This is a genomic window from Winslowiella sp. 2C04, assembly GCF_050037805.1.
Classification (GTDB): domain Bacteria; phylum Pseudomonadota; class Gammaproteobacteria; order Enterobacterales; family Enterobacteriaceae; genus Erwinia; species Erwinia toletana_A.
Genome location: NZ_CP188300.1, coordinates 3,849,267 through 3,870,779, shown reverse-complemented (window position 1 = coordinate 3,870,779; position 21,513 = coordinate 3,849,267). Strand labels below are relative to the sequence as shown.

The following is a 21,513-nucleotide window of genomic DNA, read 5'->3' as shown; positions in this document are numbered from 1 at the left end:
CTTCACTGCCTGAATGGCGGCGTTACCGCCGCCGCTTCAGAGCTATCAATGACGATTGATCTGCTCTTCGCTCCAGTCATCGCTATCTGACAAATCACCGCTACTGGCAATCCGCTTCTCTTCTGCCGCCCACTCACCAAGATCAATCAGCTGACAGCGCTTACTGCAGAACGGCCGAAACTGGCTCAGTTCATCCCAGATCACATCTTTGCCACAGGTCGGGCAGTTTACTACGGTCACTTCATCTTTCATTACGGCAAACCTTTAACAACAAGCCAGTTCAAAATCGAGTCGGGCAGGGACCTCACCGCGCTCACTGTCGAGCGGCAGAAAACGGATCGCATAACGGCTCTTATGCCCCGAAACTTGTGGATACAGCGAATCTTCCAGCATCAGCTGTAAACGCAGCAGATCGGCTCCCTCGGCGTTATCCTGAAAGAAACCATTCAGGCTGGTGTGACGACGAAAAATCCCTGACTGACGAATCAAATCAAGCGTCAGAGTCAGCGCTTCACGCAGTGGAGCCAGTGAGTCCATCCAGATTGCTACCTGAGCATCACGCACCGCTTGATCAACATGCAGCCAGATATGCAGCGTCGGCAGATCAAAACTACAACAGCCACCGGGAATACTCAGGCGCTGGCGCACCAGGCCAATCAACCGGTCTTCCCGCAACAGCTGACCCATACGCGGCGCACCCATCAGCGTGGTCGAGCATTTTTTCAGGCGGCCGCTTAACGAATTAATCAGTTCCATATCGACTCCCGGCACTTCTGCCCAGGATCGCAATTTTTGCTGCTGGCGCTCCAGCTCTTTCAGGATATCAGTACGCAGTTCACCGCGTTCAAAAACATCCAGTAATTCAGCGGTATTGCGGAAGAAGGTCAGCGCGCCAAGGTGATCGGTAATCTGCTGGCTGGCCTGCAGCTGCTTGAGTAAAAATTCAATGCGTAGCCAGGTACGCATTTTTTCATTCAGTGGATGCTCAAAAAGAATCGTTGTGCTCATGCGGTTAATCCTGTTTCGCTGACGCCGCCAGCGCGAGATAACGCTGGTGTAATGCAGCAATAAGTGGCGCTACGCTTTCGGGTAACCCACTGTTATCAATGACATCATCAGCTACGGCCAGCCGCGCCTCACGCGTTGCCTGCGCAGCAAGAATTTTGTTAGCGTGTTCAAGGCTGATATTGTCGCGTGCCATGGTGCGGGCCAGCTGAATCGACGGCTCAACATCAACCACCAACACGCGATCCGCCAGCTGATGCAAATTGTTCTCTACCAGCAGCGGCACCACCCACAGGCTCCACGGAGACTGGCTTTCAGCCAGCTGGCGACGAGTTTGCTGATGGATTAATGGATGAAGTAAATTATTCAGCCATAGTTTATCTGCCGGTTCGCTGAAAATACGCTGACGCAGGCTGGCACGATTCAGAGTGCCGTCGGCATTCAGCATTTCATCACCGAACTTTTCGCTAATAGCCTGTAATGCTGGCTGGCCAGGCTCCACCACCTGGCGGGCGATGACATCAGCATCGACCACATCAACGCCCAGTTCGGCAAAGGCATTGGCGATGGTGCTTTTTCCACTGCCGATGCCACCGGTCAGTGCGACGATATAGCCCATAAACCCTATTCCAGATTAACTTGCGAAAATAAGTCATCATTCAGTCGGTTAATGCAATAACGAGCCTGAATTTTGAGGACCGGATCACAAGTGAGTTTCACAGGTAAATTTAAGGGATTGTAGCGTAAATAAAGCTGTTTTCGCAGTCTTGTTGTTGCGATTTTAGCGCGTATGATAGCTTCACTGGAGCTGGGCAGCAGCACCCGATCGTCAGATCGTCGCCACTAACCAGGAAATATGTCATGCGTATCGAAGAAGATTTAAAACTGGGCTTCAAAGATGTTCTTATCCGGCCAAAGCGTTCCACGCTGAAGAGCCGCTCTCAGGTTGAGCTGGAACGTCAGTTCACCTTCAAACACTCAGCGATTGCCTGGTCAGGCGTTCCCATCATTGCCGCTAACATGGATACCGTTGGTTCTTTCCGCATGGCAGAAGCGCTGGCGTCATTTGATATTCTTACCGCGGTACATAAGCATTACAGCGTTGAGCAGTGGCAGGAATTTGTCGCGCGCGTCCCGGAAACTATCCTTAAACATGTGATGGTTTCAACCGGAACCTCTGAGGCTGACTTTATTAAAATGAAGCAGATTCTGGCACTCTCTCCGGCACTTAACTTTATCTGTATTGATGTGGCAAATGGCTACTCTGAGCACTTTGTTGAGTTCTTACAGCGCGCGCGTGAAGCCTGTCCGGGTAAAACTATCTGTGCCGGCAATGTAGTGACCGGTGAAATGGTCGAAGAGCTGATTCTTTCCGGTGCTGATATTGTCAAAGTGGGCATTGGTCCTGGCTCAGTCTGTACGACCCGGGTTAAAACCGGCGTTGGCTATCCGCAGCTTTCGGCAGTGATCGAATGTGCTGATGCGGCGCACGGCCTGGGCGGCCAGATCGTCAGTGACGGTGGCTGCGCGGTGCCGGGCGATGTGGCGAAGGCCTTTGGCGGCGGAGCAGACTTTGTGATGCTGGGCGGTATGCTGGCGGGCCACAACGAATGTGAAGGCACGATCGTGGAAGAGAATGGCGAACAGTTTATGCTGTTCTACGGTATGAGCTCGGAATCAGCCATGAAGCGCCATGTTGGCGGCGTTGCGCAATATCGTGCAGCAGAAGGCAAAACGGTGAAGCTACCGCTGCGCGGCCCGGTTGAGGATACCGCGCGCGATATTCTTGGCGGCCTGCGTTCAGCCTGCACATATGTTGGTGCGGAACGACTGAAAGAGCTGACCAAACGCACCACCTTTATCCGGGTGGCCGAGCAGGAAAACCGCGTGTTTAACCGTTAAATCCAACCGGCAGGGCGGCTTTATTTACCGCCGCCCGCTATCCCAGCGCATCCCCCAGTCCAAAAATCGGCAGATACATTGCCACCACCAGAATGCCAACAATTGCGCCAATCACCACCATCATCAGTGGCTCCAGCGTGGCGGCCAGACTTTCGGCCAGTTCGTGAGTGTGCTCCTCATGCCACTGTGCGAGGCGCGCCAGTAATACATCCAGAGATCCCGCCTCTTCACCCACTTTGATCAGCTGATGGCAAAGCGGAGTAAAAAGTTTATGTTGCACCAATGCCTGATGCAGCGGCTTACCCGCCGCAATATGCTGCTGAAGCTGGACGATTGCTTCGCGCCATAAACAGTGGCTCAGGGTGTTCTCCACCGCTTGCAAGCTTTGCAATAAGGTTAGTCCGGCGCGTTGAGTAAGCGTCAGGGTGGTATAGATCTGGCTGAGCTGACTGCCGCGGTACAGCCGGGCGATCAGCGGCACGCGCAGCATCAGCCGTTGTTCGCTACGCTGCCAGCTGATGCGCTTTTTACGCTGGCTGCGCCAGAGTAAAGTGGTTGCCGCTATCGCCAGCGTCAGTGGTACAAAGCTGTTTTGCAGCAGCAGCGACAGCGCCATGACTCCTGCGGTAAAAGCCGGTAGCGGCGCATCGAATACCGCATAGATTGAGACAAATTCCGGCAGCACAAATACCAGCATACCCACGGTGACGGCCAGTGCCACCGCCAGAATAAACAGCGGATAGCGTAGCGCTTTCACCACTTTTTTTTGCAGTTGTTGCTGGCGCTCCTGCTGGGTGGCCAGCTGAAAGCAGCACTCATCCAGCTGACCGGTAACCTCACCGACGTGCATCAGGGCAGGGAACAGGGGTGGGAAAATTTCCGGCCAGCGGCTCAGTGCCTGGGAGAACGGTTCTCCCTGCTCGATCTTTGCCTGAATATCCAGTAACAGCGCCTGCCAGCCGGGATGCGGATGGCCTTCAGCCAACAGCTTTAGTCCCTGAGACAGCGTCATTCCGGCTTTCAGTAACGTTGCCAGCTGGCGAATTAGCATGATTTTTTGCTGCCATTGCCACTCGCCGGGACGATAGCTTTTACCTGCTTTGATACGCACCGGCGAGTGACCGGCATCCATCAGCGCTTGCATTACTGCCAGCGAACTTTGGCTCAGATGGGCACCTTCAATAAAGTCGCCTTTGGCATCAATAGCCTGCCAGCTAAACAGCGTATGTTTCGCCATCACAGGCACCCACAATGCGGTTAACTTCATCCAGTGAGGTCTCGCCGCGATTTACCGCATGCAGACCTTCCGTGAACAGCGAGTTCAGCCCCTGCTGTTGTGCCAGCGTGGCGAGTTCATCCGGGGTGGCATTGGCCGCGATGGCTTGCTGCAGCGGCTCGCTGATCGGCAACAGCTCAAACAGCGCCAGCCGGCCGTAATAACCGGAAAAGCAGTGATCACAGCCGCTGGCTCGCCAGCTCTGCACGCTGCCTGACCAAAGCGCTGGCGGAAAATGGCTAATGACGTGATCCGGCTGGCGACAGTGCGTGCACAAACGCCGCACCAGACGTTGCGCAATCACCAGTTTTAACGCGGACGCCAGCAGGTAACCGGGAATACCCATCTGGCCGAGTCGCGTCAGCGTTTCACTGGTTGAATTCGTGTGTAAGGTCGACAGCACCAGATGCCCGGTTTGTGCGGCTTTGATGGCAATTTCCGCAGTTTCACCATCGCGAATTTCCCCTAACATAATCACATCCGGATCCTGACGCAGCAGCGCCCGCAGCACGCGATGAAAATCCAGCCCGGACTTGCTGTTGATTTGCGTTTGATTAACGCCCGGCAAAGGGATTTCAACCGGATCCTCAACGCTGCAGAGGTTTTGCCCCGGATGATTTAACGCGCTTAACCCGCTGTAGAGCGTGAAGGTTTTGCCACTGCCGGTTGGGCCAGTGACTAAAATCAGCCCCTGCGGGCGTGCCAACGCCTCGCGATAACATTTAAGCGCTTCGGCGGGCATACCGAGTTTGTTAAGATCGATGGCGACGGTTTCACTCTGAAGCAGGCGAACCACCGCTTTTTCGCCAAAACGCGTTGGTAAAGTCGACAGCCGAAACGACTCGTTCTTCGCGTTCAGTTCAAGGGTAAACTGCCCGTCCTGTGGCATACGTCGCTCGGCGATATCGAGATTACCTAATATTTTCAGACGGGCGATCAGCGAGGCGGTTACGCCATCATAGTTGCCTTTTAGCGGATGCAGCACGCCATCAATTCGCAGCCGCACGCGTAAACCGCTGGCTTGTGGTTCAAAATGGATATCGGAAGCACGTCGCTGAACCGCGGCCAGCAAGATCTGATTGACCAGATCTACCGCAGAGGCGCTGTAGGTTTCGTCAGGCGCGCTTTCGCGCGCCATCTGTCGGGCCGGATCAATCTGGCCATACTGCTCGATACGTGCCTGCGGCCAGCAATCTACCGTTACTTCACACTGGCTGGCGAAGCGCAGTGCTTCAATCATCTGCGCATCCGCCGTTTCACTGACGGCCACATGCAGCCGTTGTGCGCTGTGCTCAAGAATGATCGCCTGATAACGCTGGCAGAGTGTCTGAATCGTGCGTTGGTTTTCACTGTTCATCAGTTTATCGCCGTTACGTCATCAAAACGGAACACATCATTGCAGGTCTCCACCAGACTTGCCTGGCTGCTGCTACAGGCGCGCTGCCAGTTCATCCGGCCTTCAGTACTGTTCCATACCGGGTTTAACACCACGCTCAGGCCTGTCAGGCTCTCCTGACCGACCAGCGTAATCACTCCGGCGGTTACCGCAACGCTCAGCACATAGCGGGAGCCGATACCCACCGGCACGCCGTTACTGCCGGCGCTACAAGTGGTGGTTGCGCCGCGCTCGACAGTACACAGCTCCACGGCAGTTTTGTACGGCATCATGGTTTGCAGCATGTCGGTCAGTGCGGCTTTTTGCAGATAGTTTTGATAAGCCGGTATGCCTATCGCGCTGAGAATGGCGACAATTCCCACCACAATCATCAGTTCAATCAGGGTAAATCCGCGTTGCTTGTCCATCGCTGTTGCTCTCCTTAAGTTGTCAGAGGGCACCTTAAGCAGCCTGGATCCGATGCACCAGCAGCAAAGCAGTACGCTGCGAGAGAACTCGACAACCATTTTTGTCAGCAAGCAGCAGGTGACAGACGAAATGGAAGCCACTTCGCAAATTAACGGCAGGGTATCAGCGAGACATCCGGGAGTGATCTGTCACTCCCGGATGACAAAAAGTATCAGGAGGCGGATTTGAAGCGCATGGAGAGATCCAGCGCGCGGATATGTTTAGTCAGTGCGCCAACGGAGATGTAGTCGATGCCGGTTTCCGCAAAGGTGCGCAGGGTTTCATCGGTTACATTGCCGGAAACCTCAAGCTGGGCGCGTCCTGCGGTTAATGCCACGGCCTCACGCATCTGTTCGACGCTGAAGTTATCCAGCATCACGATATCTGCCCCGGCGGCCAGCGCCTGTTGCAGCTCATCAATCGATTCGACTTCCACTTCGACCGGTACATCGGGATGCAGCCAGAAGGCTTTTTCTACCGCCTGACGAATCGATCCGGTAGCAATAATATGGTTTTCTTTGATCAGAAAGGCATCAGAAAGCCCCAGGCGATGGTTGCTGCCGCCACCGCAGAGTACTGCGTACTTCAATGCGGTACGCAAACCCGGCAGTGTTTTACGCGTGTCCAGCAGCCGGGTATGGGTTCCCTGCAACAGGGCGACATAGCGACTGACTTCGGTTGCCACGCCAGACAGGGTTTGCACAAAGTTAAGCGCGGTGCGTTCAGCCGTGAGAATCAGCTGCGCCGGGCCATCAATTTCAAACAGCGTCTGATTGGCGCTGATGCTGTCGCCGTCCTCCACATGCCAGCCGATCCGGGTACGGTTGCCAAGCTGGATAAACACCTCTTCCACCCAGCGTTTGCCACAAAATATACCCGCTTCACGAGTAATAACGGTGGCGTGCGATTGAGTATCGGCGGGTAACAGGCTGGCAGTAATATCGTTGCAGGCATCGACTTCACCGCCTAAGTCTTCCCGCAGCGCATGGGCAACGGCGGCAGGAATATCATTTTCAATACGGCCCAGCAGTTCGGTACGGCGGCTATCAGAATCGTAGCGACGCGTCGTCATAATCAAGCTCCGAAAGTTCGGAATTAAGAGTCCGGACACTCTAGCGCGTTTGTTCAGGGCTTGCCATCTTGTGCGGGGGGTGAAAGCGCGTTTGCAAACAATTTTTGTTAAGCAGTTGACGCCATCATGGCAGAGAGCGAAGGTATCCACATCAATGTTATCAATAGCTAACAGACTAAGGAAAAGTATGCAGGTTACATCGATTCGGGATAAAGGCGTGCCGGTCAGCGGCAAACAACTGTTGCAGGACGTCTCACTGCCGGCGTTAGTGTTACACCGTTCCGCATTACTGCATAACCTCAGTTGGATGCAAGAGTACGCCTCCCGTCACGGTGCTGAGCTGGCACCGCATGGCAAAACGACCATGGCACCGCAGCTGTTCCAGCGCCAGATAGAAGCAGGAGCGTGGGGAATTACCCTCGCCACTGCGGCACAAAGCGCGGTCGCCGCGCAGCATGGCATTCGCCGCATTCTGATGGCTAATCAGCTGTTGGGGCAGGCCAATATGCAGATCGTGGCTGATTTATTGCGCGCAGGCGTCGAGTTTCACTGCCTGGTCGACAGTGCGGAAAATGTGCATCAGCTTGGGCAGTTTTTCACCGCGCAGGGGTTAACGCTGAATGTGATGCTGGAAGTTGGCGTGGTGAATGGGCGCTGTGGCTGCCGCAGCCAGCAGCAGATTGATGAGGTGATAGCGGCGGTGGCACAGTATCCCGCGCTGGCGCTCAGCGGCATTGAAGGTTATGAAGGGGTGATTAACAGCGACAGCGAGCAGCAGGAAGTGGAAGTATTTATCGCGCGGCTGGTAAAGATTGCCCTGGCGCTAAAAGCCTCTGGCCAGTTCAGCAGCGCGCGGCCAATTATTACCGCATCCGGTTCTGCCTGGTACGATCTGGTGGCCGAAGCCTTTGCGCGCGAGGATGCGCGTGATGCTTTTATCACGCTGATGCGTCCCGGTTGCTATCTGGTGCACGACCATGGAATTTATCAGCAGGCGCAGCAGGCCCTGCTGGAACGTCATCCTGAAATGCATCGGGCTTTATTACCGGCGATGGAAGTGTTCGCTTATGTGCAGTCGGTGCCAGAGCCGGGGCGGGTTATTGCCGCGTTGGGCAAGCGGGATATTGCCCACGACAGTATGCCAGTACCGCTACGAGTCTATCCGCAGGGCAGCAGCGATGCACAGGGGCTTGATGCAGGTTATCGGGTGCTCAGGCTGATGGATCAGCATGCTTTTCTCGAGGTGCCGGACGACCATCAGCTCACGCCGGGGGATATTATCGCGTTTGGTGCCTCGCATCCTTGCCTGACCTTTGATAAGTGGCGGCGCTTGTGTGTGGTGGACGATCGGCTGCAGGTGACTGAGACGCTGGAAACTTTTTTCTAAACTCGCCGCTAAAAAAACCGTGCTACTCTGAGGAAAAGTCGGTGACAGGAGGGAAGGGCATGCAGTTGCAAGATGGCTGGATAGTCGGTGTAAAACAGGTGCCATCGCCACATTTTAATTCGCGTCCGGCAGATGAAGAACCTTCGCTGCTGGTGGTACACAATATCAGTTTGCCGCCCGGTGAGTTTGGTGGCCCGTATATTGATGCGTTGTTTACCGGTCAGCTTGATGCCAGTGCACATCCCTTTTTCGCCGGAATTGCTCAGCTGCGCGTTTCGGCGCACTGCCTGATCCGCCGCGACGGAGAAATCGTGCAGTATGTTCCTTTCCATTTGCGCGCCTGGCATGCGGGAATTTCGCGCTGGCAGGGGCGTGAAAACTGCAACGACTTCTCCGTCGGTGTTGAGCTGGAAGGGACTGACATTCTGCCGTATACCGATGCGCAGTATCAGGCGTTGCAACAGATAACGGCGTTGCTGATGCAGCACTATCCGCTGACCGTAGAGCGCATTACCGGGCACAGCGACATCGCCCCCGAACGTAAAACCGATCCCGGACCGGCATTCGACTGGGAAAAATTCCGTCACGGGCTAAGCCATCAGTCCAGGAACGCCATTTCGAAGGAGCGCAATGCATGACCTTATTTAGCCTGTTGCTGGTGTTAGGTTGGGAAAGATTATTCAAGTCAGGCGAACACTGGCAGTTGGATCATCGTCTGGAGCCGTTGTTTCGCGGGCGTCAGCGTTTTTCGCTGCTGCGCACGCTAATGATGATGCTGCTGGTGATGGCGGCAGTCCTGGTGATTCTCATCGCGTTGAAAGGATTGTTTTTCGGCGTGGTGCAGCTGATTTTCTGGATTTTGATTGGCCTGCTGTGTATCGGTGCTGGGTCGGTAAGGCTGCACTATCACGCTTATCTGAAAGCAGCCAGCCACAATGACAGCCATGCACGTGATGCGATGGCGGAAGAGCTGACGCTGATTCACGGCGTGCCGGTTGACTGTAGTGAAGGTGAATTTCTGCGTGAACTGCAGAATGCGCTGCTGTGGATTAACTTCCGTTTCTATCTGGCTCCGCTGTTCTGGTTTGTAGTCGGCGGCGCGTATGGCCCGGTATTGCTGGTGGGCTATGCGTTTCTGCGCGGCTGGCAAAGCTGGCTGGCGCGGCACCATTCGCCGCTGGAACGCTCGCAGTCCGGCATTGATGCGATTCTGCATTGGGTTGACTGGATTCCGGTGCGCCTCGCCGGGGTAGCCTATGCGCTGTTGGGCCACGGTGAGCGCGCGTTACCGGCATGGTTCGCTTCGCTTGGCGATCGCCACAGTTCACAATATCAGGTGCTGACCCGCCTGGCACAGTTCTCGCTGGCACGCGATCCGCACCTGGATAAAGTTGAGACACCGCGCGTGGCGGTGGCTCTGGCGAAGAAAGTTTCATTAGTGATTGTGGTGGTGGTCGCCATTCTGACTATCTATGGCGCGCTGGTGTAATCACTGTTCCGCAGGCGGCACGCCGAACTCCGGCATGCCGTTCTGATCCCAGCTAAAGCGCTTAATACGCGTATGGCGGTTTGGGTCCCACAACGGATCGCCTTCAATTTCCGTATAATTACGCGCGTGATACACCAGCAGATCTTCGCCATTTTCGTCGACGGTAAAGCAGTTGTGACCGGGGCCATACTGGCGATGTTCCCAGTGAGTGGTAAATACCGGCCGCGCCGATTTTGACCAGTTGGCAGCCTGCATCGGATCGGCATCGGCATCTATCCACAACAAGCCCATACAATAGTTTTCATCAGTAGCGCTGGCAGAATAGCTGACGAACAGTTTGTCGCCATGGCGGATCACCGCCGGGCCTTCATTAACGCTAAAACCGGCACACTCCCACTGGTACTGCGGACGGCTGAGCATCACCGGCGGAGTTTTTAACGTCCAGGGATTTTCCAGCTCGGCTAAGTACAGGTTGGAGTTGCCGGGAATCGCCGGATCTTTCTGTGCCCATAAATACCAGTTTTTCCCCTGATGCTGAAAGGCGGTTGCGTCCAGCGCAAAGCTGTCGATTGGCGTTTGGATCTGACCGCGCTCCTGCCAGCTGCCATTGAGCGGGTCGGCATCGCGACACTCGAGGGCAAACATGCGGTGCTGAAACAGGCCGTCTTTGATCGCCCGCTCTGGTGCGGCAGCGAAGTAGATCATCCAGCTGTCGTCAATCAGGTGCAGCTCTGGAGCCCAGATCAGCTCGCTCATTGGGCCGCTGTCCGGTTTGCGCCACACCACCACCGGCGTGGCGTCGCGCAGACCGGTCAGAGTGCTGGCGCGGCGGATTTCCAGCCGATCGTATTCCGGCACCGAAGCGATAAAGTAGTAGTGATGGTTATGGCGCAGAATAAAAGGATCAGCGCGCTGTTCAATTAGCGGATTGGGCCAGCTCTGGTTACTCATTACGCCACTCCTTCTGGTTTTATCTCAATGGACTTTTCATCGCGGTACTCGCTGAGTTCGCGATAGTTTTCACGCCGCTTTGCGAGATCGATCTGGATGGTTTGCATCAGCTGACGGTCAACTTTCATCAGGCGAACTACGCCAGCAGTAATCAGATATCCGACGCCAGGAATTACGGTGAACAGCAGCATAATACCGTTAATGGCGCTTGCGCTTTGCTGCTTCGCACCGGCGTCATAGCCGTACCACGACAGCAGGAAGCCCATCATCGCGCCAGCGACGGCCAGCCCGACCTTAAGAAAGAACAGATTGCCGGAGAAACTGATGCCGGTAATGCGTTTTCCGGTTTTCCACTCGCCGTAATCGTCGACGTCAGCCATCAGTGACCAGTGCAGCGGCGAGGGGATTTGATGGAAGATATTCAGCAGGAAGTACATCACGACAATCAGCACCGTAGCCTGCGGATCGAGGAAGTAAAAGCCGCTGGAGAAAATGGCCAGCACGATGTTGGTCCAGAAAAACACCTTCAGTTTGCACCAGCGGTCAGTCAGCACTTTTGCCAGCGTGCTGCCGATCATCATGCCCACGACGCCAAGGCTGATAAACAGCGTGGCAAAGCTGGTGGATTGTTGCATCACCCAGATAACGTAATACATGGTGGCCGCCATACGGATAAATCCGGGGCAGACATTGCATAAGGTCAGCAGCAAAATGCGCACCCACTGATCGTTTTTCCACACGTCCTTCAGGTCGGCTTTCAGCTGGTCATTACTCGGCACTGCCGGCTTAATGCGTTCGCGCACCGTGGCAAAGCAGAACAGAAACATGCACAGACCAATAATCGCCATTACGCCCATCGCCATTTGATAGCCGCGGGCTTTATCCTCTCCGCCAAACCATTCGGCCAGCGGCAGCAGCGAAAGCGACAGAATCAGCGTGGCGATGCCAACCATAACAAAGCGGTAAGACTGGCAAGAGACGCGTTCGCCGGGATCGTTAGTGATGACGCCGCCCAGTGAACAGTAAGGGATATTAATGGCGGTATAGGCCAGCGACATCAGGAAGTAGGTCACAAAGGCGTAGATGACCTTGCTCTCATAACTCCAGTCCGGCGTGGTAAACATCAGCACCGCGAACAGCACGTACGGCAGTGAAACCCACAGTAACCATGGCCGAAACCGTCCCCAGCGACTGCGGGTTCGATCGGCAATCGCCCCCATAATCGGATCGGTGACCGCATCCAGCACCCTGACCGACAGCAGCAGCACCCCAACCAGAGCCGGAGCCAGACCGAAGACATCGGTATAGAAGTAGCTTAAAAACAACATGATGGCGCCACCAATCATATTGCAGCCTGCATCACCCATGCCGTAACCGATTTTTTCTTTAATCGAAAGCGCTGTTGCCTTCATCGTCTGTTCTCCCACCCCTGGACAGTAGCCTGCGTTGAGAAAACATTATTAATGGTTATGTGTTCGCAACTGCAGCAGTAAACCGTCGCGCAGATGGACAAATTGACTGTAGGAGAGAAAGTGTGAGGAAGTTAACAATGGTCGCGGCAGGGAAATCATGGATAAGGGCGGCGATAAGCCGCCCCGACGTTTTATGCTTTTTGCGTTTTCTTCTTAATCGCGTAGCCGATTGCCAGTACCAGCACCCAGACCGGAATTAACCAGACGGAAATGGCCATCGACGGCGTCATCGCCATAATCACCAGAATACCGACCATAAATGCCAGGCAGACCCAGTTACCCAGTGGATAGAACAGGGCCCTGAAACGCGTAGTGACACCCTGCTGATCTTTCTTACGACGGAACTTCAGGTGCGCCAGGCTAATCATTGCCCAGTTAATCACCAGCGCGGAGACGACCAGCGACATCAGAATGCCAAAGGCTTCACCCGGCATCAGGTAGTTGACCAGAACACAGATGGCGGTCGCCAGTGCCGATACGCCAATCGCAATGATCGGAACACCGCGCGCGTCGACTTTCAGCAGCGCTTTTGGACCATTGCCTTGCTTCGCCAGGCCGTAAAGCATACGGCTGTTGCTGTATACGCAGCTGTTATAGACCGACAGTGCCGCCGTCAGAATCACCACGTTCAGCGCGTTCGCCACCAGGCTGTCGCCAAGATCGTGAAAAATCATTACGAACGGGCTACCGCCTTCTACCACTTTGGTCCACGGATAGAGCGAAAGCAGTACCGCCAGTGAGCCGATATAGAAAATCAGGATGCGATAGATCACCTGATTGGTCGCTTTAGGAATACTTCTTTCCGGATCGTCAGCTTCAGCAGCGGTAATCCCTACCAGTTCCAGCCCGCCGAAGGAGAACATGATCACCGCCATCGCCATAACCAGCCCGGAGACGCCATTCGGGAAGAAGCCGCCAATATCCCAGATATTGCTGACATGTGCTTCCGGCCCCCCCTTGCCGCTGAACAGCAACCAGCAGCCGAAGACAATCATGCCGATCACCGCGACCACTTTGATAATCGAGAACCAGAATTCCATTTCGCCATAGACTTTGACGTTGGACAGGTTGATCGCGTTGATCAGTAAGAAGAACACCGCAGCAGAGACCCAGGTCGGGATTTCCGGCCACCAGTACTGCACATAGATGCCAACGGCGGTCAGCTCGGCCATCGCCACCAGCACGTAAAGCACCCAATAGTTCCAGCCGGAAGCAAAGCCTGCGAAGTCACCCCAGTATTTGTAAGCGAAGTGACTGAATGAACCGGCAACCGGCTCTTCGACCACCATTTCGCCCAGCTGACGCATAATCATAAAGGCGATAAAGCCGCCAATGGCGTAGCCCAGCAAGACGGATGGGCCGGCCATCTTAATCGTCTGTGCAATACCCAGAAACAGGCCTGTCCCGACTGCGCCACCCAATGCGATTAGCTGAATATGGCGATTTTTCAATCCCCGCTTCAGTGCATCGCCCTGCACTTGTTCCATATAAACCTCGTTATGTCGTTATTTTTATTGGTGCCTTTCCGCCGTTTTAGTTGTTCGTGTAACTAAAACATTACATTTAACGTATTGATTAATTTACAGTATCGGCGTCTTAAAAATAATGATGATGCTATCTCCGCGACAAGAATAGTGATAAGTGCAGGCCATTGCACTTGGTTTCTCTTTTCGTGCGGCAGAATGAATAAAAAATCGACGTTTGCTCACACTCTGCGACAGATCTTTTCTGGCATGAAACGCAAAAAAAGACGAATAGCGTTACCTTATGGTTAAGGATGAGAAACCCCACTAACCACGTGTAAGGTTTGGTAAAAATTAGCCGTATTAATTTGGCTGTCTTAGGGTTTTTCCACTGTTTCTGGCACGATATCAGTATCTTTACAACGTGAGCCAGCCCCGGTTTCAGGCTGAAGCCATATAGACACAAGGTGAATACTTTGTTACTTTAGCGTCACCTTTTTGCAATTGGTATTACCAATTTACTCCGGCATTTGGCAGAAGAAGGGATGATGGCCTACAGCAAGATTCGCCAACCAAAGTTATCCGATGCAATCGAGCAACAGCTCGAGACTCTGATTATGGAAGGGACGCTGCGCCCGGGAGAAAAGCTGCTTCCTGAGCGTGAGCTCGCCAAACAGTTTGATGTCTCCCGCCCCTCCTTACGTGAAGCTATCCAGCGTCTGGAAGCAAAAGGCTTGCTGCTGCGCCGTCAGGGCGGCGGCACATTCGTACAAAAAAGCCTGTGGCAAAGCCTGAGCGATCCGCTCGTTGGACTGCTTGCCGACCATCCTGAATCTCAGTTCGACCTGCTGGAGACCCGTCACGCGCTGGAAGGCATTGCTGCTTACTATGCGGCGTTACGCGGCACTGACGAAGATTTGCAGCGCATTCGCGACTGCCACGTGGTGATTCAGCAGGCGCAGGACAGCGGCGATTTAGATGCCGAAGCGGATGCGGTGATGCAGTATCAGATAGCCGTCACAGAAGCGGCGCATAATGTCGTGCTGCTACATTTGCTACGCTGCATGGGGCCTATGCTGGAACAGAACGTACGACAGAACTTTGAACTGCTCTACTCGCGCCGGGAAATGTTGGCGAAAGTGAGCGGTCATCGCGCCAGCATTTTTGCGGCGATTGTCGCCCGCGAGCCTGAACAGGCCCGTGAAGCGTCACACCGCCATCTGGCGTTTATCGAGGAAATATTGCTGGACAGGAGTCGGGAGCAGAGTCGTAGAGAGCGCTCCTTGCGACGTTTACAGCAACGTAAGGAATAACGCGTAAATATAACGCGGCAACTATGCCTGATATCACTGGCGTGGCAGCGCACAGCGCCGCAGCGTCAGCGCTTGACGGTATACACGACGAGCCTGTCTCCATGTGTTTTGGCAGTAAGCAGAGCACATCGAGGCAGGCTCCAGACAATTCAACGTATTAGACACAGATAAGGAATACCCCCCATGTCAGAACGTTTACACAATGACGTGGATCCGATTGAAACTCGCGACTGGCTACAGGCGATCGAATCGGTCATCCGTGAAGAAGGTGTTGAGCGCGCACAGTATCTGATTGATCAGGTAATGAGCGAAGCACGTAAAGGCGGCGTTAAAGTGGCGGCAGGCACCGGTGCCAGCCAGTACATCAACTCCATTGCCGTTGAAGACGAGCCGGAATACCCGGGCAACACCTCTCTGGAGCGTCGTATCCGTTCCGCGATCCGCTGGAACGCTATTATGATGGTTCTGCGTGCATCGAAGAAAGATCTGGAGCTGGGCGGTCATATGTCCTCTTTCCAGTCTTCCGCCACCATTTATGAAGTGTGCTATAACCACTTCTTCCGTGCGCGTAACGATAAAGACGGCGGCGATCTGGTCTATTTCCAGGGTCATATCTCTCCAGGCGTATACGCACGTGCTTTCCTTGAAGGCCGCCTGACTGAAGATCAGCTGAACAACTTCCGTCAGGAAGTGCACGGTAAAGGTCTCTCCTCTTACCCGCATCCAAAACTGATGCCTGACTTCTGGCAGTTCCCGACCGTCTCAATGGGCCTTGGCCCGCTGGGTGCGATCTACCAGGCGAAATTCCTCAAGTATCTTGAGCACCGTGGTCTGAAAGAGACCTCAGCCCAGACCGTTTACGCTTTCCTTGGTGATGGCGAAATGGATGAGCCAGAATCCAAAGGTGCGATCACTATCGCTACCCGTGAGAAGCTGGACAACCTGTGCTTTATCATCAACTGTAACCTGCAGCGTCTGGACGGCCCGGTCACCGGTAACGGTAAGATCATCAACGAACTGGAAGGCATCTTTGCCGGCGCCGGTTGGGAAGTGATCAAAGTGATCTGGGGCGGACGTTGGGATGAGCTGCTGCGTAACGACACCAGCGGTAAGCTGATTCAGCTGATGAACGAAACCGTTGACGGTGACTATCAGACCTTTAAATCTCGTGACGGCGCCTACGTGCGTGAGCACTTCTTTGGTAAATATCCGGAAACCGCAGCACTGGTTAAAGATATGACCGACGATGAGATTTGGGCGCTGAACCGTGGCGGCCACGATCCACAAAAAATCTATGCGGCACTGAAAAAAGCGCAGGACACCAAAGGCAAGCCGGTGGTGATTCTGGCACATACCATCAAAGGTTATGGTATGGGTGACACCGCAGAAGGTAAGAACATTGCTCACCAGGTGAAGAAAATGAACATGGATGGCGTACGCTATATCCGTGATCGTTTCAACGTGCCGGTTGACGATGCCAATATCGAAAAACTGCCTTATGTGACCTTCGAAGAGGGTTCTGAAGAGCATAAATATCTGCACGGCCAGCGTGAGAAGCTGGGTGGCTACCTGCCAACCCGTCAGGCGCAGTTTAGCGAGAAGCTGGAAATGCCAGCGCTGGAAGATTTCAAATCGCTGCTGGAAGAGCAGAACAAAGAGATCTCTACCACTATCGCCTTTGTGCGTGCCCTGAACGTGATGCTGAAAAACAAGTCGATCAAAGATCGCCTGGTGCCAATCATCGCCGATGAAGCGCGTACTTTCGGTATGGAAGGTCTGTTCCGCCAGATCGGTATCTACAGCCCGAATGGCCAGCAGTACACTCCGCAGGACCGTGAGCAAGTTGCTTACTACAAAGAAGACGAAAAAGGTCAGATCCTGCAGGAAGGTATCAACGAACTGGGCGCAGGCGCATCCTGGCTGGCGGCGGCAACGTCTTACAGCACCAATAACCTGCCAATGATTCCGTTCTACATTTACTACTCTATGTTCGGTTTCCAGCGTATCGGCGACCTGTGCTGGGCAGCAGGTGACCAGCAAGCTCGTGGCTTCCTGGTTGGCGGAACCTCTGGTCGTACTACGCTGAACGGTGAAGGTCTGCAGCATGAAGATGGTCACAGCCACATTCAGTCGCTGACCATCCCTAACTGTATCTCTTACGATCCGGCTTACGCTTATGAAGTCGCAGTCATCATGCATGACGGTCTGGTACGTATGTACGGCGATGCGCAAGAGAACGTTTACTACTACATCACCACGCTGAACGAAAACTACCACATGCCTGCGATGCCGCAGGGTGCGGAAGAGGGTATCCGTAAGGGTATCTATAAGCTGGAAACGGTAGAAGGTAGCAAAGGTAAGGTTCAGCTGCTGGGTTCAGGCTCTATCCTGCGTCACGTTCGTGAAGCCGCACAGATCCTGGCGAAAGATTACGGCGTCGGTTCTGACGTTTACAGCGTAACGTCGTTCACTGAACTGGCACGTGATGGCCAGGATTGTGAGCGCTGGAACATGCTGCACCCAACCGAAGAAGCCCGCGTGCCTTACATTGCTCAGGTAATGAACGATGCACCAGCGGTCGCTTCCACCGACTATATGAAACTGTTTGCTGAACAGGTTCGCAGTTACGTACCGGTCAGCGATTATCGCGTACTGGGTACTGATGGCTTTGGCCGTTCTGACAGCCGCGAAAACCTGCGTCATCACTTCGAAGTGGACGCAACTTACGTGGTTGTTGCAGCACTGGGCGAATTGGCCAAACGCGGTGAAATCGATAAGAAAGTGGTAGCGGAAGCCATCACTAAATTCAATATCGATGCCGACAAAGTCAACCCGCGTCTGGCATAAGAGGTAGAGATTAATGGCAATCGAAATCAACGTACCGGATATCGGTGCAGACGAAGTTGAAGTTACCGAGATTCTGGTGAAAGTTGGCGACAAAGTTGAAGTTGAACAGTCGCTGATCACCGTTGAAGGTGACAAGGCCTCGATGGAAGTCCCTTCGCCAGAAGCTGGCGTAGTGAAAGAGATCAAAGTGGCCACCGGTGACAAAGTTGAAACCGGTAAACTGATCATGATTTTCGAATCCGCCGACGGTGCAGCTGATGCTGCACCTGCTCAGGCAGAAGAGAAAAAAGAAGTGGAAAAACCAGCTGCCGCCGCAGCTTCCAGCGAAAGCAAAGAAGTTGCCGTGCCGGATATCGGTTCTGACGAAGTTGAAGTCACCGAAATTCTGGTCAAAGTGGGCGACAGCGTTGAAGCTGAACAGTCACTGATCACCGTCGAAGGCGATAAAGCCTCGATGGAAGTTCCTGCGCCATTCGCGGGTACGGTAAAAGAGATCAAGATCGGCACTGGCGATAAAGTCAGTACCGGCTCACTGATCATGGTATTTGAGACTGCCGGTTCTGGCGCAGCGGCACCTGCTGCTGAGAGCAAAACCGAAGCGGCTCCGGCAGCGGCTCCAGCGGCTGCCAGTGGTGCGAAAGACGTTAACGTACCGGATATCGGCGGTGACGAAGTTGAAGTGACCGAAGTGATGGTGAAAGTTGGCGACAAAGTTGCCGCTGAACAGTCACTGATCACCGTTGAAGGCGATAAGGCCTCAATGGAAGTGCCGGCGCCATTCGCGGGTACGGTTAAAGAGATCAAGATCAATACCGGTGACAAAGTCAGCACCGGCTCGCTGATTATGGTGTTTGAAGTGGAAGGCGCTGCGCCTGCTGCTGCACCTGCTGCGAAGAAAGAGGAAGCGGCTGCCGCTCCTGCTAAGCAAGAAGCCGCTAAGCCAGCAGCGAAAGCTGAAGGCAAGAGCGACTTCGCGGAAAACGATGCTTACGTGCATGCCACGCCGGTTATCCGTCGTCTGGCACGCGAGTTCGGTGTTAACCTGGCGAAAGTCAAAGGCACTGGCCGTAAAAATCGCATTCTGAAAGAAGACGTGCAGGCTTACGTGAAAGATGCCGTGAAACGCGCCGAGTCTGCACCTGCTGCAGCCACCGGTGGTGGTATCCCGGGCATGCTGCCGTGGCCGAAAGTTGATTTCAGCAAGTTCGGTGAAATCGAAGAAGTCGAACTGGGCCGCATCCAGAAAATTTCTGGTGCTAACCTGAGCCGTAACTGGGTGATGATCCCGCACGTTACGCAGCACGACGAAGCCGATATTACCGAAGTGGAAAACTTCCGTAAGCAGCAGAACGACGAAGCGGCGAAGAAGAAACAGGATCTGAAGATCACCCCACTGGTGTTCCTGATGAAAGCGGCTGCCAAAGCGCTGGAAGAGTTCCCACGTTTCAACAGCTCGCTGTCTGAAGACGGTCAGAAACTGACGCTGAAGAAATACATCAATATCGGTGTGGCGGTTGATACGCCAAACGGTCTGGTGGTTCCGGTGTTCCGTGACGTCAACAAGAAAGGCATTGTTGAGCTGTCGCGTGAGCTGGCGGTGATTTCGAAGAAAGCGCGTGACGGTAAGCTGACGGCATCAGATATGCAGGGCGGTTGCTTCACCATCTCCAGCCTTGGCGGCATTGGCGGTACTGCGTTTACCCCAATCGTCAACGCGCCGGAAGTGGCGATCCTCGGCGTGTCTAAATCGTCGATGAAACCGGTATGGAACGGCAAAGAGTTTGTGCCGCGCCTGATGCTGCCGCTGTCACTCTCCTTCGACCATCGTGTTATCGATGGCGCAGCAGGTGCGCGTTTCGCTGCATATATCGGCACTATCATGGCAGATATCCGCCGTCTGGTGATGTAACAGTAATCAAGGCCGGCAATTGCCGGCCTTGTTGTAAGCATTCATGTTGCCGTGTGTTTGCAGTCTGTTAACAATTCTGTAAACTCTTGCGGTGAAAACGTCCGAGTGGATTAAGACGTTTAGCAAATAAGAGGTCATGATGAGTACAGAAATTAAAACTCAGGTCGTGGTACTTGGGGCTGGCCCTGCAGGCTATTCTGCAGCTTTCCGTGCTGCAGATTTAGGTCTGGAGACCGTCATTGTAGAGCGTTACAGCACCCTTGGTGGTGTTTGTCTGAATGTTGGCTGTATCCCGTCTAAAGCGCTGCTACACGTCGCGAAAGTGATTGAAGAAGCCAAAGCGCTGGAAGAACACGGTATCGTATTTGGTAAACCTACCACCGATATCGACAAAATTCGTACCTGGAAAGAAAAAGTCATCAATCAGCTGACCGGTGGTCTGGCTGGTATGGCGAAAGGCCGCAAAGTGAAAGTGGTCAACGGTCTGGGTAAATTCACCGGTGCTAACACGCTGGTGGTTGAAGGTGAAAATGGTGCCACCACCATTAACTTCGACAATGCGATTATCGCTGCCGGTTCTCGTCCGATTGAACTGCCATTTATTCCACATGAAGACCCACGCGTCTGGGATTCCACCGATGCACTGGAGCTGAAAGAAGTTCCTGAGCGTCTGCTGGTGATGGGCGGCGGTATTATCGGTCTGGAAATGGGCACCGTTTACCACGCGCTGGGTTCACAGATCGACGTGGTAGAAATGTTTGATCAGGTTATCCCTGCTGCCGATAAAGACGTGGTGAAAGTGTTCACCAAGCGTATCAGCAAGCAGTTTAACCTGATGCTGGAAACCAAAGTCACCGCAGTAGAAGCCAAAGAAGACGGCATCTACGTAACGATGGAAGGCAAAAAAGCCCCGGCAGAACCACAGCGTTATGATGCAGTGCTGGTGGCTATCGGTCGTGTACCTAACGGTAAACTGCTGGATGCTGGCCAGGCGGGCGTGGAAGTGGACGACCGTGGCTTTATCCGTGTCGACAAACAGCTGCGTACCAATGTGCCGCACATCTTCGCTATCGGCGATATCGTCGGTCAGCCAATGCTGGCGCATAAAGGCGTGCATGAAGGCCACGTGGCAGCAGAAGTGATCTCCGGTAAGAAACATTACTTCGATCCGAAAGTGATTCCATCAATTGCCTACACTGAGCCAGAAGTTGCCTGGGTGGGTCTGACCGAGAAAGAAGCGAAAGAGAAAGGCATCAGCTATGAAGTTTCCACTTTCCCGTGGGCAGCTTCTGGCCGTGCAATCGCTTCGGATTGTGCAGACGGTATGACCAAACTGATTTTCGACAAAGAGAGCCATCGCGTTATCGGTGGTGCGATTGTCGGGACTAACGGCGGCGAGCTGCTGGGTGAAATCGGTCTGGCGATTGAGATGGGTTGTGATGCAGAAGATATCGCGCTGACCATTCATGCGCACCCGACGCTGCATGAATCTGTTGGTCTGGCTGCTGAGATTTTCGAAGGTAGCATCACCGACCTGCCAAACCCGAAAGCGAAAAAGAAATAATTTTCGTTGGCTGGTTTGAT

Annotated in this window: 18 protein-coding genes; 8 read left to right on the top strand and 10 right to left on the bottom strand. The window is 53.9% G+C overall.

Annotation, left to right across the window (positions count from 1 at the left end; genetic code table 11):
• Positions 1-45 precede the first annotated feature (45 nt).
• Genes yacG through coaE form a run of 3 tightly spaced genes read right to left on the bottom strand, consistent with a single transcriptional unit; the run spans position 46 to position 1,624 of the window.
• Positions 46-252 carry a DNA gyrase inhibitor YacG gene (gene yacG, locus ACP3TC_RS17615; RefSeq protein ID WP_313855774.1) on the bottom strand — a complete coding sequence of 69 codons (207 nt, stop codon included), beginning with the start codon at positions 250-252 and terminating at the stop codon, positions 46-48.
• A gap of 12 nt (positions 253-264) precedes the next feature.
• Positions 265-1,008, bottom strand: a complete 744-nt coding sequence (zapD, locus tag ACP3TC_RS17610) for a cell division protein ZapD (protein WP_313855776.1) — start codon at positions 1,006-1,008, stop codon at positions 265-267.
• A gap of 4 nt (positions 1,009-1,012) precedes the next feature.
• The gene (gene coaE / locus ACP3TC_RS17605) at positions 1,013-1,624 is read right to left on the bottom strand and encodes a dephospho-CoA kinase (RefSeq protein ID WP_313855778.1); all 612 of its coding nucleotides are present in this window, start codon (positions 1,622-1,624) and stop codon (positions 1,013-1,015) included.
• Between the two features lie 242 nt (positions 1,625-1,866).
• Here coaE and ACP3TC_RS17600 point away from each other — a divergent pair, with 242 nt between their 5' ends.
• Positions 1,867-2,907: a GMP reductase gene (locus ACP3TC_RS17600; protein WP_313855779.1), complete on the top strand. Its 1,041-nt coding sequence runs from the start codon at positions 1,867-1,869 to the stop codon at positions 2,905-2,907.
• 37 nt (positions 2,908-2,944) lie between these two features.
• Here the strand turns inward: ACP3TC_RS17600 and hofC are convergent, their stop codons facing one another.
• The 4 genes from hofC to nadC all read right to left on the bottom strand — a co-directional run bounded on the left by hofC (position 2,945) and on the right by nadC (position 7,098).
• On the bottom strand, positions 2,945-4,144 hold the full coding sequence (gene hofC, locus ACP3TC_RS17595) for a protein transport protein HofC (protein ID WP_313855780.1): 1,200 nt from the start codon (positions 4,142-4,144) through the stop codon (positions 2,945-2,947).
• Positions 4,122-5,540: a type II secretion system protein GspE gene (gspE, locus tag ACP3TC_RS17590; RefSeq protein WP_313855782.1), complete on the bottom strand. Its 1,419-nt coding sequence runs from the start codon at positions 5,538-5,540 to the stop codon at positions 4,122-4,124. The genes hofC and gspE overlap by 23 nt, the downstream gene beginning before the upstream one ends.
• On the bottom strand, positions 5,540-5,986 hold the full coding sequence (ppdD, locus tag ACP3TC_RS17585; protein ID WP_426816928.1) for a prepilin peptidase-dependent pilin: 447 nt from the start codon (positions 5,984-5,986) through the stop codon (positions 5,540-5,542). Before ppdD ends, gspE begins: the two co-directional genes overlap by 1 nt.
• A gap of 212 nt (positions 5,987-6,198) precedes the next feature.
• Positions 6,199-7,098 (bottom strand): carboxylating nicotinate-nucleotide diphosphorylase, encoded by a 900-nt coding sequence (nadC, locus tag ACP3TC_RS17580; RefSeq protein WP_313855785.1) that lies wholly within the window; start codon positions 7,096-7,098, stop codon positions 6,199-6,201.
• 187 nt (positions 7,099-7,285) lie between these two features.
• Here nadC and ACP3TC_RS17575 point away from each other — a divergent pair, with 187 nt between their 5' ends.
• The 3 genes from ACP3TC_RS17575 to ampE are packed head-to-tail and all read left to right on the top strand — an operon-like array spanning position 7,286 to position 9,974.
• A complete protein-coding gene (locus ACP3TC_RS17575) occupies positions 7,286-8,485 on the top strand; it encodes an amino acid deaminase (protein ID WP_313855788.1) in 1,200 nt (399 codons plus the stop codon).
• A 59-nt stretch (positions 8,486-8,544) separates the two neighbouring features.
• On the top strand, positions 8,545-9,123 hold the full coding sequence (gene ampD / locus ACP3TC_RS17570; RefSeq protein ID WP_426816927.1) for a 1,6-anhydro-N-acetylmuramyl-L-alanine amidase AmpD: 579 nt from the start codon (positions 8,545-8,547) through the stop codon (positions 9,121-9,123).
• On the top strand, positions 9,120-9,974 hold the full coding sequence (gene ampE, locus ACP3TC_RS17565; RefSeq protein ID WP_313855792.1) for a beta-lactamase regulator AmpE: 855 nt from the start codon (positions 9,120-9,122) through the stop codon (positions 9,972-9,974). The genes ampD and ampE overlap by 4 nt, the downstream gene beginning before the upstream one ends.
• Here the strand turns inward: ampE and ACP3TC_RS17560 are convergent, their stop codons facing one another.
• The 3 genes from ACP3TC_RS17560 to aroP form a co-directional block, all read right to left on the bottom strand.
• A complete protein-coding gene (locus ACP3TC_RS17560) occupies positions 9,975-10,925 on the bottom strand; it encodes a glycoside hydrolase family 43 protein (protein WP_313855793.1) in 951 nt (316 codons plus the stop codon).
• Positions 10,925-12,337, bottom strand: coding sequence for a glycoside-pentoside-hexuronide (GPH):cation symporter (locus tag ACP3TC_RS17555; protein ID WP_426816926.1), 1,413 nt, complete (start codon positions 12,335-12,337; stop codon positions 10,925-10,927). Before ACP3TC_RS17555 ends, ACP3TC_RS17560 begins: the two co-directional genes overlap by 1 nt.
• 191 nt (positions 12,338-12,528) lie before the next feature.
• The gene (gene aroP, locus ACP3TC_RS17550; protein ID WP_313855796.1) at positions 12,529-13,884 is read right to left on the bottom strand and encodes an aromatic amino acid transporter AroP; all 1,356 of its coding nucleotides are present in this window, start codon (positions 13,882-13,884) and stop codon (positions 12,529-12,531) included.
• Positions 13,885-14,408: 524 nt separating this feature from the next.
• Here aroP and pdhR point away from each other — a divergent pair.
• From pdhR to lpdA, 4 genes are all read left to right on the top strand, one after another.
• Positions 14,409-15,173, top strand: coding sequence for a pyruvate dehydrogenase complex transcriptional repressor PdhR (gene pdhR, locus ACP3TC_RS17545; protein WP_313857591.1), 765 nt, complete (start codon positions 14,409-14,411; stop codon positions 15,171-15,173).
• 183 nt (positions 15,174-15,356) lie between these two features.
• On the top strand, positions 15,357-18,020 hold the full coding sequence (aceE, locus tag ACP3TC_RS17540) for a pyruvate dehydrogenase (acetyl-transferring), homodimeric type (protein ID WP_313855797.1): 2,664 nt from the start codon (positions 15,357-15,359) through the stop codon (positions 18,018-18,020).
• A 13-nt stretch (positions 18,021-18,033) separates the two neighbouring features.
• Positions 18,034-19,929, top strand: a complete 1,896-nt coding sequence (gene aceF, locus ACP3TC_RS17535; protein WP_426816925.1) for a pyruvate dehydrogenase complex dihydrolipoyllysine-residue acetyltransferase — start codon at positions 18,034-18,036, stop codon at positions 19,927-19,929.
• Between the two features lie 139 nt (positions 19,930-20,068).
• Entirely contained in the window at positions 20,069-21,493 is a 1,425-nt protein-coding gene (lpdA, locus tag ACP3TC_RS17530; RefSeq protein WP_313857593.1) for a dihydrolipoyl dehydrogenase, read from the top strand.
• Positions 21,494-21,513 lie beyond the last annotated feature (20 nt).